Annotated in this window: 13 protein-coding genes and 1 pseudogene; all 14 read right to left on the reverse strand. The window is 40.3% G+C overall.

All coding sequences use genetic code 11. From position 1 onward, the window contains the following. Window positions 1–2: 2 nt before the first annotated feature. Window positions 3–608 (reverse strand): Maf family protein, encoded by a 606-nt coding sequence (locus tag DWY37_RS02935; RefSeq protein ID WP_117840922.1) that lies wholly within the window; start codon window positions 606–608, stop codon window positions 3–5. Window positions 609–1,141: 533 nt separating this feature from the next. Beyond that, window positions 1,142–4,759 carry a helicase-exonuclease AddAB subunit AddA gene (addA, locus tag DWY37_RS02940; RefSeq protein ID WP_118542156.1) on the reverse strand — a complete coding sequence of 1,206 codons (3,618 nt, stop codon included), beginning with the start codon at window positions 4,757–4,759 and terminating at the stop codon, window positions 1,142–1,144. 3 nt (window positions 4,760–4,762) lie between these two features. After that, the gene (addB, locus tag DWY37_RS02945) at window positions 4,763–8,191 is read right to left on the reverse strand and encodes a helicase-exonuclease AddAB subunit AddB (protein ID WP_117699095.1); all 3,429 of its coding nucleotides are present in this window, start codon (window positions 8,189–8,191) and stop codon (window positions 4,763–4,765) included. A gap of 1 nt (window position 8,192) precedes the next feature. Continuing rightward, a complete protein-coding gene (locus DWY37_RS02950; RefSeq protein WP_117699096.1) occupies window positions 8,193–9,203 on the reverse strand; it encodes a LacI family DNA-binding transcriptional regulator in 1,011 nt (336 codons plus the stop codon). Between the two features lie 43 nt (window positions 9,204–9,246). Further along, entirely contained in the window at window positions 9,247–9,840 is a 594-nt protein-coding gene (locus tag DWY37_RS02955) for a ribonuclease H1 domain-containing protein (protein WP_117699097.1), read from the reverse strand. A gap of 191 nt (window positions 9,841–10,031) precedes the next feature. Further along, a complete protein-coding gene (locus DWY37_RS02960) occupies window positions 10,032–10,574 on the reverse strand; it encodes a DUF3877 family protein (protein WP_117699316.1) in 543 nt (180 codons plus the stop codon). 94 nt (window positions 10,575–10,668) lie between these two features. Continuing rightward, the gene (locus DWY37_RS02965) at window positions 10,669–11,544 is read right to left on the reverse strand and encodes a hypothetical protein (protein WP_117699317.1); all 876 of its coding nucleotides are present in this window, start codon (window positions 11,542–11,544) and stop codon (window positions 10,669–10,671) included. A gap of 291 nt (window positions 11,545–11,835) precedes the next feature. After that, window positions 11,836–12,072: a hypothetical protein gene (locus tag DWY37_RS02970; RefSeq protein ID WP_117699318.1), complete on the reverse strand. Its 237-nt coding sequence runs from the start codon at window positions 12,070–12,072 to the stop codon at window positions 11,836–11,838. A gap of 266 nt (window positions 12,073–12,338) precedes the next feature. Further along, window positions 12,339–12,653: an XRE family transcriptional regulator gene (locus DWY37_RS02975; RefSeq protein WP_242986319.1), complete on the reverse strand. Its 315-nt coding sequence runs from the start codon at window positions 12,651–12,653 to the stop codon at window positions 12,339–12,341. Between the two features lie 250 nt (window positions 12,654–12,903). Next, the gene (locus tag DWY37_RS02980; protein ID WP_242986320.1) at window positions 12,904–13,125 is read right to left on the reverse strand and encodes a hypothetical protein; all 222 of its coding nucleotides are present in this window, start codon (window positions 13,123–13,125) and stop codon (window positions 12,904–12,906) included. Continuing rightward, window positions 13,112–13,360, reverse strand: coding sequence for a hypothetical protein (locus DWY37_RS02985; protein ID WP_117699320.1), 249 nt, complete (start codon window positions 13,358–13,360; stop codon window positions 13,112–13,114). Before DWY37_RS02985 ends, DWY37_RS02980 begins: the two co-directional genes overlap by 14 nt. 4 nt (window positions 13,361–13,364) lie before the next feature. After that, window positions 13,365–13,922: a hypothetical protein gene (locus tag DWY37_RS02990; RefSeq protein WP_227700582.1), complete on the reverse strand. Its 558-nt coding sequence runs from the start codon at window positions 13,920–13,922 to the stop codon at window positions 13,365–13,367. Window positions 13,923–14,396: 474 nt separating this feature from the next. Further along, window positions 14,397–15,284: pseudogene (locus DWY37_RS02995) on the reverse strand (type IV secretory system conjugative DNA transfer family protein); the annotation flags it as partial. Window positions 15,285–15,388: 104 nt separating this feature from the next. Further along, a complete protein-coding gene (locus DWY37_RS03000; protein WP_242986327.1) occupies window positions 15,389–15,661 on the reverse strand; it encodes a hypothetical protein in 273 nt (90 codons plus the stop codon). Between the last annotated feature and the right edge of the window lie 206 nt (window positions 15,662–15,867).

Raw genomic sequence — 15,867 nt, forward strand, 5'->3', positions numbered from 1 at the left:
TTTTAAGAAAATTTATACACATCAATACCTAATTGTTTTAATTCCTGATAAATCCGGGCAATCGGCAGACCTACTACATTGTTGTAATCACCTTCAATTTTTTCGATAAATGCAGCTGCTTTTCCCTGAATTCCATATGCACCTGCTTTATCCATCGGTTCCCCGGTATCTATATAACGGTTCAGTTCCTCATCTGTAACCGGATACATGGTTACTTTCGTACATTCATAAAAACTGTATTGCACTTTCTTTCCATCCTCCCGCATCCAGAGCGAAACTCCGGTATAAACTTCATGGATACTTCCGGAAAGTCCTTTTAACATTGTAAATGCATCCTCCCGGTTCTTCGGTTTACCCAGCACTTTGCCATCCTTTACCACGACGGTATCTGCTCCGATTACCAGACTGTCCTGTTCTCCTACTTTGGCTTCTATCATCTTTTCATAAATTTCTCCCGCTTTCTGCTTCGCCAGATTCATGACAATCTCAGAAGGCGTATCTCCCACCTGCTTTTCTTCTCCCTGTGCCGGAAATACCAGAAAGGTAAGTCCAAGCTGCTCTAAGAGTTCTTTTCTTCGTGGGGAAGCTGATGCTAAAATTATTTTCACGTTTTTTCTCCTTGTGTTCCGGTATATTATAAGTGAGTGGATGAAAAAGTTTACCGGAAAAGGTTTTGTTTGGAGAACATTTGCTTTTTTCATTGAAATACCAGTAGTTCTTAGGCGTATGTTTTCCTTGATGATAAACTGTCTTTCCGTTGCTTGGACCGACACGTCGCACTGTCCGTTGTCTGCGGATACCGCATACGCCTGTAAGGGGCACTAAGAATTTCGGCTAATATATGAACTTCGTCTGGCAACCGGCACAAATTCACATCCGTGTTCATCTGTGCCTCGCTGGTACATCCCTGTACCAGCGTTGCCTGGTTGCAGACGAAATTCTAAGTGCCCCTAACAAGCCTATTCATGTATCCGCAGGCAGCGAACCGTGCAATGTGTCTGTCAAACATTGGAAAGACTGTATTTATAGAAAAAAGGAAAACATATGCCTTAGAACTTCGGCATTTCAAAGGTTAAAGCAAATGCCTTCAAACAAAAGCCTTTCCTATAAAAACTTTTTCCCTCCCATCACTTATGACACCTTATACTTCAATTGCCTGATTCAGCCGGAAGGAATAAAGATACTTCTCCTTCACCGGAAGCGGGAATACCCGTTCTAACGCTTCTGCATATAAATCCAGCTGTTCTTTATACATATCCCGCAGCCTTGTGGCACTGTCTACCCGGTCTGTCTTATAATCAAGCAGTACGATTCCATCTTCTTCCACCCAGAAAACATCTATGATTCCCTGGATTAAAACCATCTCTTCTTCCATCTCATGATTTCCCATGACAAACGGCTTCTCACGGAACAAATCATCCCGCATTGCAGCTGCTTTCATACGGGGTGCAAGCTGCGATTTTAAGAATAATTCCACGGATGGTATACGGATTAATTTTTGCATATCCTCAGATACTTTACCCATTTGTACCAGTCCTGTCAACTGCTTTTTTATATTTTCTGCAAATTCATCGGAACGATCCGGCATTTTCGTAAAATCATAACATTCCATCAGACGATGCATGGCTGTTCCACGCAGTGCTCCCTGATTTACTTCTGCTTTTCCTTCCATAAATGCCGGGACATATGGGGTAGATACTTCTTCTAAGAATTTCGGTGTAACATCCTCTTCTTCCTTTGCTGCAAGCTCCCTCATTGCCCGGTGTTTTAATTCCGATACAGAATATTTTGTCACCAGATGAATGGCATCCGGGTGCGGATACTGATAGGATAACTGTTCCTTTATCTTTTCATACAGAGTATCCGAAACTTTCTCCGCCTGCTGCACACGCTGCCTCAATGACACATGCTCTGTTATCTGATGCGCCGCCTCGTCCTCTAACATGCTCCATGGTGTCACATAGGAAACCTTGTCCCAACTGCCACTGGCGGCTGCCGCCGGAAGGATCCACTCCAGGAAGGTCTTTGCTTCTGCCCGCTCCTTAAAATTAAGTGCTTTTCGGTTACTTCCGCAATAAATTTCTCTTATCTGCTGCAGCATTTCTTCATCCTTGATATAACCGGTTATAATTAATTTTTCTTTGGCTCTTGTAAATGCCACATATAAGACACGAAGCTCCTCGCCAAGGCTTTCTAATTCTGTCTGCCTTGCAATTACCTTCTTAAAAAATGCAGGTACTTTTATCCGCCTGTCTTCCTCTATAATATCAAGTCCAACACCAAGGTTCGGATGCAGAATCATCTTGCTGCGGCTGTCCTGCTTATTAAAGGATTTGCCCATTCCACTGACAAAGCAGACCGGAAATTCCAGTCCTTTACTCTTGTGGATACTCATAATATTTACGGCATCCTCATTTTCTCCCACAAGTTCTGCTTCCCCAAAGTCCACATCATACTTCTGCAGCTCATCAATATATCTTATAAAATGATAAAGTCCATGATAACTGGTTTTCTCATAGGCAATGGCTTTTTCTGACAGCATATGAAGATTTGCAAGTCTCTGTCTGCCCGCCGGCAATGCCGATGCATATCTGGCATACCCCGTTTCTTTCAATACCTTCTGCAGCAGTTCGTGCATTGGTATATCCATGGTCTGTCTACGAAGTTTTTTATATGTTTCGGAAAAACGTTTTAATTTTGCCCGCATGTCTTCATCCGCTGTTGATTCTTTTTCTGTCAGCTCTTCTTCCGCTTCCAAAAACATCTTTACGCACTGATGATACGGCTTGTCCTCTGCCAGTAACCGGAGTCTTGCAAGCTGCTCATCGGAAAGACCTGCCATTGGGGATTTTAATACTGCTGCCAGTGGAATATCCTGTCTTGGATTATCTAATATCCTAAGATAATTTAATACCGTCCTGATTTCTAATGTGGAAAAATATCCGGTTCTTGAAACCGTATGTGCCGGAATTCCATTGGCATTTAAAACCTCTGCAAAAAGGTCCGCCCATTCACTTAAACTACGCAGTAAAATTACAATATCGCCATAGCGGACTTTCCGGAATTCTCCGGTTTCTTCGTCTACCACTTCTTCTTTGCCTACCATCTTCCGAATCCGGTCTGCAATTAATTTTGCTTCCAGTTCCTGTTTTAAAATCTGCTGTTTTGTTCCCTCTTCCAGTTCCTGTGTAGTTGTAAGAAGAATCTCACTGTCAAAAGCATCCTCTTTCTCGCCCGCCGGATAATCTGCACCACAATACAATGCCGCCTCACCGGTATAATCCACACCACCGAGATTCCGTTTCATAATCTGATAGAAAATATCATTGGTAAAAGTAAGCACGCTGTCTCTGCTTCGGAAGTTCTTATGCAAATCAATCCGCTGACAGGGTGCATCTGTTGTCTCGTAGGTGTCAAACTTTTCCATGAAAAGCTCCGGTCTCGCCAGACGGAAACGGTAAATACTCTGTTTTACATCTCCTACCATAAAGAGGTTATTCTGTCCCACAGCCTCTCTTGAAATTGCCCGGAGAATCGTCTCCTGCACATAGTTGCTGTCCTGATACTCATCAATCATAATTTCTTCATAGGCATTCTGAAATTCTTTTGCTGTCTCCGTTGGTTTCCCGGTCTCCTCCTCCACCAATATCTCTAATGCAAAATGCTCAAGGTCTGAGAAATCCACCAGATTCTTATCCTGCTTTCTTTCTGTGAAAGCATCGATAAAACGCTCCGTCACTTCAGCTAACGCTTCTGCTGATGGCTGCACCAGAGTGAGCTGCTCTAAGATTTCCTGAAAAGTAAGGGCAAAGCAGTCACTTTTTAACTTTCCGATTCCATCCTTAAGCTTCTTACGTTCTGTCTTTACCTGCTCCTGCTTTTCCGGACTTCCGATATAATCCTTTGCCCTGCCTAATGTTGCAAATTTACATTTTCCTAATTCTTCATAAAAATCCTGATAAGTACTGCAGGAAAGCAGATCCTCCATCAGCTCTACATCCTGCTCACAGGCTTCCTCATACATATAGGGGCCATCGACATCCTGACAAAGTTCATGATAATGCTCTGCCTGCTCTAAATAGCCCTTTACCATCTGCTTCCCATATTCTACCGTCATTTCAATAAAAAGCGCCTGTTCTAATTCCTGCTCTGTTTTTATCTCATAGCAGCTTAACGCTTCCCGAAGCCACTGCTTCGGCCATGGATAACTCTGTGCATAGGAATAAAGTTTAAAAATCATATCCCGCACCGGTGCATCACTTCTGCTGGTTCCATAACAGGAAATGAGATGCAAAAACCCCGGATGTTTTTCTTCATAACACTGTTCAAACAATCCGGTCATTACATCTTCCCGAAGAAGCTTTAACTCGCCTTCATCTCCAATCCTGAAATTCGGCTCCAGACCGATTTCATGAAAATGATTCCGAAGCACATAAAGGCAGAAACTGTCTATGGTAGTAATCTGCGCATTCTGCACCAGTGCAGCCTGCTGCTGTAATCTCACATCGGAAGGATTCTCCTGCAATGCCTTTTCCAAGGCTTTTGCTACACGCTCTTTCATCTGGGCTGCCGCCGCATTGGTGAAGGTTACCACCAGAAGATGGTCAATATCTACCGGATGCTTCTTATCCAATACCAGCTCTTTGATTCTCTCTACCAGTACGGCTGTCTTTCCGGAACCTGCTGCCGCAGACACTAAGATATTACGGTTTCTTAAATCAATGACCTGCTGCTGTTCTTTTGTCCATGTCATTCCCATTTTTTAAAAAACCTCCTTCATGCGTTCATAGATTTCCTCGGAAGATAATTCTTCCAACCGCCTTACTTCATATCCCGGAATCTTTTTATCAAATCCACAGACCGCAGCATATGGACAATAATCACAGCTGCTCCGGTTCTTTAAAAGATACGGATTCACCTCTGTATTTCCCTTTAAAATAGCATTTCCAGCTTCTGCAATCCGATAGCTGGCATAATCCGCAATCAGCCTAAATTCTTCCTTGTCCACAGCCTTATCGCTCTTTCGCACCGTTCCGTCCTTATTTACAGAAATCGGAAGGACATTGGATTTACCGGAAAGTTCCACATCCATGGCACGGTAAATATCATCCTCTGTATTTACCACTCCATCCAGACGTAAATTTTCCAATATCTTTCTTCGAATCTCTTCTTCAGATTCACTACCGGTTCCTTCCACCATCGGATCATCAATATGATAGTAGAACATACCTGCCGGCACTACCTCTTTTGCCGGATTTTGCTTTGCAAATAATTCCATTGCTGCATTCATATAAACCACAAGCTGAAGCTTCAGTCCATGATACAAAGATAGCAGTTCAAAACCGGTATTACCGGATTTATAATCAATAATCTTTACATATAACTTATCTTTGTCTTCATAAGTATCAATACGGTCAATTCTTCCCTGGAGCCGCATATGCTCTTCTTCACTGAGTTTAAAATTCACTGCATTTAAATCATCCGTATAGGAAAATCCCACCTCAAACTGCGATGGTTCAAATTTTCCCTGACGGATCTGGCTGGTCAGTGCCCAGATGGTCCGTGCAAAAATCTTTTTCATCTTTGCTACCTGATAACGGTTTGCCGCTGTATCTGCCATGGCTACATTTCCACTGGAAGCAATTGCTTCTTCCATCGCCCGCTCCATAAGCTGTTTTTGTGCTTCTTCTGTAATATCAAACCAGCTATAGAATGATTCTTTCAGATACCGGCTATAATTTTCCAATGCCTGATGATAGATATTTCCCATATCCGTCATACGGAATTCAAAGAGTTCCCGTTCCTGTAAACGAAGTCCATAAGTCAGGAAATGGGCACAGGCACAGGCTGCATACTGTTCCAGCCGCGTAACACTGTTCTTTAACTCATTTCCATAAAGAGCCTTTGCCACAGTCCGGCTGATTGGCTCTGCATGATATTTAAGCTCTGCTGCATCAAGAATAGCTTTTACCTGCTCCTGATATGCCGGTTCCTCTTCATACCAGTGCAGCAAAGCCTGCCAGAGTACTTCCTTCTCATCATTCCACCCGGCATCTTCCTGATACAGTCCCTCTAACAGAAATGCCATGCTGCTCTCCGGTGTTACCAGTGTTTCATCAACCTGTTCTCCCGTTATCAGCTCTGCTTTTAACCCCGGGAACAGTCCCTCTATCATATGAATAAAATAGGACGGGCGCTTTGCACTTCCATCACTGCCTACCCTTGCATAGGTAAGATAAAGTTTTTTCGATGGCTTTGTCACTGCAAGATAAAGGTAAAAACGCTGGATAAAAACACGTTCCCTTGCTGTAGGAGCCAGTTCCATATGATTTTTCGCAAGTTCTTCTCTTTCCAGCTGGGAAATAATGCCGCCACGATTATCGGATTTTGGCACAATACCATCATTGACTCCCACAATAAACAATACTTTTATATCATCAAGACGGGTTCTTTCAATATCACCAATCATCACGCAGTCATAGCCACCCGGAATCACGCCTACTTTGGCAGCTTCAAAGCCAGCCTCTAAGACCTTGGCATATTCGGATATGTCCATGACTTCATCACCCAGAAGCGTTGCCATCTTATCCAAAATATCCATTACAATGCGATAAATCTGTGCATATTCCTTTGCCTTGGCTAAGTCCTTCGCCTCTTTATACTGATTCTCCCGGTATTTTAACTGCTGCTCTATCTGTAAGGACACAATAAACTGATAGAGTGCTGTCGTGCATTCCCGTACGGTAGCACCTTTTTTATGAAATACAGCCGTCAATTCCGAAAATGGCTCCATTACACGGATCCGGAGTTCATTTAAAGCTTCTAAATCTTCTTCCGCAACCTCATGGGTGGTATAAATAAATCTTGCCTCCCATTTTTTCTTTCCACGGATGCCTGCTGCCAGTACATAATTTTCCAGCAGGTCAATCTCATCCTCACTGATTTGTGATAATCCGCAGCGCAAATAACGGAACATTGCTTCCTCTGAAAAATTGTCCTCGATTACCTGCAAAAGAGACCGGACAAATTCCAAAAATGGATGCAGTAAAATATTTTTCGTTGTATCTAAGAAAAACGGAATGCCAAACTCCTCCATAATCTGCGGCACATAGCTTCCATACTCTTCTATGGCACCGGAAATAATGGCAAAATCCCGGTAGCGATATGCTCCGGTATGCACCAGCCTTGCAATCTCTTCTGCTGCATACTGCAGTTCTCTTCTTGGATTTGGCAGGGATAAAATCTCTATGCCTTCTTTGATTTCTTTCTCATCCTTCTTTTCGTAGCTATGATGTCTGGTACGGAACAGATTCTGCTCTAAGAACCGTAGTACCGGTGCCTCCCGGAACCGGTCAGCTTTGGGATTCTTTAATACCACCGGCTCTGTTACTTCAAAATGCTTCTCTTCTGCCATTTTCATTAGGCTGGCTACAGTCTTCTTACTCATGGCAAACAGCTCCTGCATATCATGATAGGAATAAATATCCTCTGCCGGGTCAATGGTTACTGTCACATATATATCTGATACAATTCCCATCAGGCGGTATAGCACGTTATTCTGAATCGGTGTAAATCCGGTAAATCCATCGAAAACCAGCACGGCATCCTGTAAAAGCTTTGATTCCTCTGCCATATCACAGAAGGCTTCTAAAACTTCTTCAGCAGTAATATACATCCCGGAAATTGCACTTCGAAAGCCCCGGTACATGGTCAGGATATCCTGCAGTTTATAGGAAAATGCCGGTGGCATATTCTGCTCTTCAATAAATGTTTCCAAAGTATCCGGATCGATATTATACTGTGTCAGCTCTGATATCAGGGACTTCACTTCACTGATATATCCCATCTTTTTCATATTTCCCTGCATGACGCATAAATCATCCATCTGCTCTTCGGCAACCTTACGCAATACAAGGTTTTTCCCGGTCTCTTCTAAAACTGCCATATTCGTCTTTCCTAATTCATCGAAAATACGATATGCCAGTCGCTGGAAGCTGACCACATCTATATTCATAATACTGTTTTTTTCCTGTAACCGAACAAGTTCACGCTGCGTCTGCATCGTGAACTGTTCCGGTACTACTACATAATAATTTTTCTTTAAATTCTTCTGAGCTTCTTTGACTGTTTTGCGGAATACATAGTCTGACTTTCCGCTTCCAGCACTGCCCAGCACAAATTGCAGTGCCATATCAGATTCCTCCTACTGATTCTCCTACCAAAAGTTCTCCATTGATAATCACACGCTCCACCAGCGTTGTCTTAGGCTGCTCGATTCTCTGTACCAGACGTTTTACGGCCTCTTCCCCAATCTTTCTGGTATTCTGCCGTATAGTCGTAATCTTTGGACTCATCATCTGGGATACTTTTGTTCCATCAAAACCTGCAATAGAAATATCATCCGGTACTTTAAGTCCCATTTCATCAATTACATTAATCCCACCAATTAATGCTGTATCATCCGGGTAGAGAATACAGGTCGGCGGGTCAGGCAGATTTAAAAGTTCCCTGGTTGCCTTTGCCACAAGCCTGGTATCTAAATATTCTCCTTCCTTTAAATAGTCATCCGGAACATTCAGATTAAAGCTCTCCATTGTCTGGAAAAAGCTGGTCAGACGATCTCTGGTAACAGCCGAATGTTTTTCCCCATAAATGTATGCAATTTTCCGGTGTCCCTTGGAATAAATATAACGTACCAGTTCATTCATCCCTTTTACATTATTAGAAGAAACAACCGTGCAGTTGTAATATACATAATCCACAGTAACAATCGGAATATTACTCTGCAAAAGTTCCTGTACCTCCGGTTCCTCAAACCTGGCACACACAATTCCAACTCCGTCAAAATTCCGGTATTTACAGTGTTCAAGATATGACATCTTATGATTCACATGCTCATTATTAATAAAAGTGATATCATAGCCTAATTCTTCCGCCTTTTCTTTAAATCCATTTAAGATGCCCGAGAAATATTCATGGGTAAGCCCTCTTCCGGCCTCCTCTTTAAAAAGTACTCCTAAGTTATAAGAACGGTTCGTCTTTAATGCCCTTGCTGCCGCATTCGGAAAATACCCCATCTCCTGTGCTGCTTCTTTAATCCGTATCCTGGTCTTCTCCCCAATATCACTATGTCCATTCAACGCTTTACTTACTGTTGCCGTTGAGACACCGCAACGCTTCGCCACGTCCTTTAATGAAACCATTTCTTTCCTCCTTTTTATCCCCGTATCCACTCATCTGCAGATACTATATTTCAATTCCGACTGCCTCTTTTGCCAGCCGGTCTGCTTCTTCATTTCCTTCTACTCCTGAGTGCCCTTTTACTTTTACAAAATGAAGCGTAATTTTATCCTTTATGCTCTGAATATAGTCATAATAAGCAATGGTTCCTTTCTTATTCCGTTTCCATGCTCCTGTTGCCCACATTTCAATACCCATATAGTCATAATATATCGTAAGCTCTGCCAGTCCAAGCTCCACTGCCTTCTCAATGGCAGCCATGCTTCCTAATACTTCTCCTGCCACATTACGCATGGATGCCATTTCTTCTTCCGAGCCTGAGCCTTGCAGCACTTCTTTTTTCCCATCTGCCATCAGAAAGCCGCCATATCCGTATACCTTCGTTGCAATATTATAAGAGCCATCCACAAAGGCATAATTTTCCGGCTCTTTTTCTACTGTCTGATGCTTCTGACCGATATATTCTTCTGCCGCTTCCCTTGTTGGAAAGCTTTTAAACTCTGCTCCCGGAAAACCATCGGTCTGCTGCTTACACATATCCCAACTCATATAAATACCCGGTTTCTTTCCTTTTCGGACTGCATAAAACTTTGCTGCCATTCTTCTTCCTCTTACTATTTTTTATTTCTGTGAATTTTCTTCTTTTCTTAACTTACATCATTAGTTCTATTTTACCATTTTTCCCTTCGAATGGCTAGGACAAGCTTATGATTCGTAACGATATTTTCCTCAAAAATGATTGTATACTGCAATTACTCTGCTTATTTTCTTTTGCATTTTTTCTTCCTCGCTTACTCTATGTTGTCAGAAAACAAATCCCGGTAATCCTCCGGCATAAAACGATGATAGATGATATGGCAGCCTTCGTCCTTAAAGCAATAATAATAGGAATCCTCTCCGCTTTCAAAATAAATGAAATAGTCAAAATCCTCTGTCTCAATTTTCTCAAAATGTATCTTCTCGCCGGTTCCTAAGAACAGCTTATGGATATCCTCTATGGTGCAAGGATGTGTCTGCAGCAGAGCCACCAGCTTTTTAATAAAAGAATTTCCACTTCTTTTTTCATGCACATATTCCGTGCCTTCTTCCGGCACTACAAAACAAAAGCGGTCCTTGTTTCTGCTGATTTCTACTCTGCCAAGTCGTATTCCTGCTGCTTCATAAAATTCTTTTTCCAATTCTTCCGTTGATTTTCCACCCACTTCTTCTCCTAAGAAATGTTTTAAGGAACTTAAAGGATAATATAACCGGATTTTTTCTTTCCGGTATCCAAGCTTTACCTGCTCCTCCTGTATGAAATCCATAATTCCTTTTTCTAATCTGCTATAATCCATTGTATGCTCCTTTAAACGTGGAAAAACAGAACCACCTTTCGACGATTCTGTTTCATGCTGATACAAAGTAAGCTTTGCCCACTTTGCTCAGTTTCTATTCTGCATTGATATACTCATAATCCCGGTCTAACTCAATTGCCACACTTCCATCATTGATTGTGCCATCATATGTATGTGCTTCATCTGTTCCAAGACCCTTTACAATTCCATTTTCATATTCTTCTGCGGTACGCTGTGTCTGTAATACGAACAGCAGTCCCTTATATTCTGCCGGTGCTGTTACTTTATAAGTCTCTTTTATTTCATAGTAAGTCACCATCGGATACTCACTGCCATCCTCTACCATCCAGTCACCAAATGTTGTCTCTGTATCTTCTGTGGCTGCCACCTGATATGTTGTGCCGGCACAAGCCACTTCTGCCATCATAGCCATGGAACTGTCTGTTGCAGCTACATGCTGCGGCAACACCATTCCGGTAGTTGCATCCACGAGGCTGATGTCTTCATATTCGATATAAGCTTCTGCATCCGTCTGTATGCCATTCCACGGAATCTTTGCAGATAAAGTAACCGTATAAACTGTATTTCCTTCTTCGTCTGCCTCAGTACGATTCCAGCTTATCTCATACTCCGCCTGATTTAAATGATTGGTAAAATCAGATGCCTGCACAAAGGTCTCACCATCCATGGTTCCTGCCATATTGTATACATTGACATTTTTTATCACAGCGGTATTCTCTTCGGTTTCCATTTTGTGCTGATACATACCGGATAAAACATACCAGGTATCTTCCTTAAGATTTCCCTGTGCCTCTGTCTCCGTCTCTGTGGCATGGAGCCCTTCCACTGCTTCTGTTTCTGTATTTCCTGCTGCTTCCTTGTCTGTATCTTTCTCCTTTGGTCCGCATCCATCCAGCATTCCTAATACGACAATGCAAATCAAAGCTGCCGCCCATATTTTCTTCTTCATTTCCTGCTCCTTCACTCTATCCATAACACAATATATTCATTCTTATCCCCGCATGCGATTGGTTGCACACGGACTTTACGATTATACCGTAGATGAAGGGGAAGTGCAAGGAGTTAATAGAAAGATAATTGTGGTATATACTCTGTAGTTATATTTAGCAAAAAACAGCCACCAATCGTTAGATTTGAAACCTAACTTTTGGTGGTGGCACACAATAACCTCTCCTGTATTACTTTTATATTATTCTTTATAAATTATTCCAATATATTCCCATAATAATTTTGGGCTAACTTAAAAATCGTATTGAGATGATTCTTTCCCTTCATAACTACCATTTGGGATTGTTTTCTTAAATGCAACTCCAATCGGCAAAATCCCCCTTATTATTCCCTGCCGAATAAACTGCTGGTCTTTTCCCATTAGTTTAGCAACTTCTATAATAGGAACATTCTTACCTGAAAACTCTGGAAGAATATAATAGATTTTATTATTAAACTTATTAGTTTGCTCCTGTGTTTCCTGTTCCATATGTGCTCACCTCATCTATATATTCTACTTCTTCAAATAGTATTTCCAATTGAATTTCTCCCTTTTTACAAAAGTGTGTCTGATGCATACTAACTCATTTTTATTCGCTTTCCCACACTTTTATTCATTTTCTATTCATTTCTTACTAATGGGTATTCTTTTTTACTCTAAGTTGTCGTGCAATTTATTAAATTTGAATTTTGAAAAAGCCAGCACCTTGAATGGACTGGCTCTTTCAATGTCTCCTGTAATTGACAAACTTGAATTTATCGCTTCTTATAGGTAATTACGATTCCAATAACAGAAGCAATGAAAGCAAATGGCGCTAATCTCACAAAGACAAATTCAAATCCATGTAATATTGTTCCTGCAACTGCAAATTCCGGGTTATTATAATCCCACCCTAGATAAGAACTTTTCATAATCGCAAGAGCAATAAAAACAAGCACTATAAACGCACATAGCGAGATAAATATCCAACGGATCGTTTTTACTTTGACCATGTTTCTCTTTGCCAACTGTAAATTAATTACCTCTAATTTTTCAGAGATTGCTTTTAGGTCATCTGTCATTGACTCCATTACAGTTTCTCCAAGCAATACACTTACAGAAGTATCCAATTCATCTGCTAATGTAATCAGCATATCCGAATCTGGAACTGATAAACCTGCTCGTGTCAACCCTAGACCAAAAAAAATTTAATTTTTTTGTACCCTCAAATATCACTTTCCATTATACCTGCTATTGCAGTATATTGAAAGCAATATTTATGCCTGCATAAGAAAGGAGTGCCACATTTTCTCGGCACTCCACACTCTTTAAACATCCATCTTACCTGAAAAATGGATCATCTGTATTCCATACAATCTCTATATTGTCCTCTCCATTGATAATCACTTTTTTGATTACCTTCTGGATTTTCTCTCTGTCAAAAGATTCCATATTGATGATACTTTCTAACTGTGTCTCAAACTTACTGGAAGAATTATCTTCTGGCGGTATTTCTGTTTTAAGCTGTTCAATTTCCTGATGCAATTCATCAATCTTCTCCATGGTAAAAAGAGTCTTCTCTTGGTAGTACACCAAATAAATCACTTATATCCTCTTCTGTCAATCCCATCTCTTCCAACTGTACTACTATGCTTTCCATCCCATCAAATAGAACTCCCAACTGTTGCTCATTTATTGTGGACGAACCTGAAGCCATTGCGGTATAACTTTGAGAAAGTACCAGACTGACCGCAAGCACAATTGAACACATAAATTTTACAATCTTTGTTTTTGCCATACTTTTATCCTCCCATGTTTTGATTCAGTTTTTCTTGATTCCAATAAAAACTTAATTTTACTAGCAAGCCTTTTCTTTCCACATCTATAGTTGCATAAAGTTCATCACCTCCATAAACATAAAGCTCATCATCAACCGATTTCCATACAACATTTATATCACTTAAATTGTAAGCTCTAAATATAAATACATTTTCTTCCACAATTTGTTTTGATATTATTTCTATGTCTTCTGTATTTTTTACATAATACTCTAGTATAAAATCACCATTATGCTTATAGTCATCTTCCGCATAAATAACATTACCCTCAAAATAATTTTTTTTGCCCAAATACAATTCTAAGGAGTTCATTCCATAATCAAATGTATGATCCACCCCTGATGCCGAACCCATCATTGTACACAATATTCCAAAAAATACCACCCAAAATCCATAGATAAAATAAAATTTTTTCTTTTTGCATTTTTTATCTCTATATCTGCCAAAGCACATTACATGCGTTATCTGATGTGCGAAGAAGAATGTTAAAAATAATGATAGCGCTAAATAGTAAACTTTCAAATTGTTCTCACCTCTCATCATGCATAATATATTCATTTAGTTATTCATATATTTCTCTGTATAAAAACCATAATAATTATTATACAAAAAAATTTAATTCTAATGTTGAAAAATATTGTTTACTTTTTTTTGCTTCTATTTGTAAATGACAAAATAATTTTGTACACAATAATATAAACTAAAATCAATATATAGTATCGTGAATCACGAACTGTTCCAATAGCAATAAAAAATATAGTAGTCAATATAATTAGTATTGAAAAAACAGTAAAAATAATTTTTTTCATAAATATCTCCTATCGAAATTGTAACCCTTAATTGCATAAAAACGTTATACAACAATTAATGTGTTCATTCTACTTATTCTTTAAATTTAGTTGTACGCTTTACTTACCTAAAATATCAACGAATTTAACATCATTTTCATTTACATAGACACAGTATAACATAATTCCTGTGCCTATGCGATATCATTTAATGCTTATTCCGATATGAACTCATCTTCTCCACAGTTACCTCCGCATAAAAGTAAGTAAGAATCGTTGCCTTCGGAACTCCTGCAGCAAGTGCTTTCTTCACCTCTTCCTTCTGCTCCGGTGTATATGACCAGTGTAGCATTCTGTTTGTGATGGTATCCTCCCACTTAGGCTTTTCCCTCTCAGGATTCCTTACAGGCTTAGCTCCAGTACTTCCATTAGACGCATTGGCACTTTCTGCAGCATCAGACTTCTGCGATTCATCGACATACTCAAGCTCATTTGCTTGCTCCCTGTCAATCTTTGCCTTCTGCTCTGCTTCATCCTGCATTGAGAATCTTCTGCTTAATTCCGCATCACCAAGCATCATAAACTGCTCATAGGTAAGAGAATCTATATACACATTCTCGCCCTTATCCTTCAGTTTTTCATAATACTTAACTGCCTTATCTGACAGAATCTCAAATGGTGGACCGATAAGATTATCTGCTCCCATTATCTGATGAACATAAGGCTCTCCCTTGCCATCTGCTGTCTGGTTAAACATCGGATGATTGAATGGTATGAACTTATTGTCCATGATAGGAACAAAACCACGGATAAAGATAATACACTTTTTGTTATCCAGCTTTCTGACCTCATCGGGTGTAAACAGTTCTCTTCCTAATACATCATAGTTTCTTGAAGAGCTTCCCTGTCTGCCCTTTGTCTCCCCGCTTGACTTCTTATCAATCGTCCCTTTGCACAAAAGCTCCGAGACATACTTGTGTGTACTCTGCTCATTGCCTCCAAGATAAATGAAAGTATCGCAGTTGCCGGGAATTGTCTCCCAGGTATCTTTGAAAAGTGCCTTTAACTGGGCAAAGTTCTGAATGATGATGCGTGACTTATACAAATGCTGTCGCATTTAAGGTTATGCCGGATACGGCATTATGTTCGTAACAATGGGACTTTTTACAGCCCCTCTGCACTATGTTAAATATTACAATTTCAATCCAAAGAAGTTATGATTATATCATTTTCAACATCTGTATGCAGTATCTTATTCCGAATAGTTCTGGCTGCTTCAAGCACCTTTGATATCAGTAGTACAAGTTCCGTAATCGCCATATTAAGTATCAATGCTAATCGTTGTGGTTTGTTTCCATACAGTTCAATCGACCTTTTTATCGGTTCTGTGATATGTTCCCTTTTTTTCTGTAAAATCTCATCCATAGGAACATCACTTATGATTGCTCTGTCAACCTCCCGATTCCAGTCCATCCGCAGTTTATTATCCTGCTCAATCTGTTCAGTTTTGGGATTATTTTTTCCAATCTTCTTGGTAGCAAGATATGGACCATTACGATCAAATACTGTAGCTCTTCATTGGTGAGTGCCATGGCATGAACCTCCTTGCATAAACAAAATTCATACCCTTAAATGCACCCTATGAATATAAAAAGGCTTCCCAGATTATCTGGAAAGCC

It is taken from the genome of Roseburia sp. AF25-13LB (assembly GCF_003478915.1).
In the GTDB taxonomy this organism is placed as follows: domain Bacteria; phylum Bacillota; class Clostridia; order Lachnospirales; family Lachnospiraceae; genus Roseburia_C; species Roseburia_C amylophila.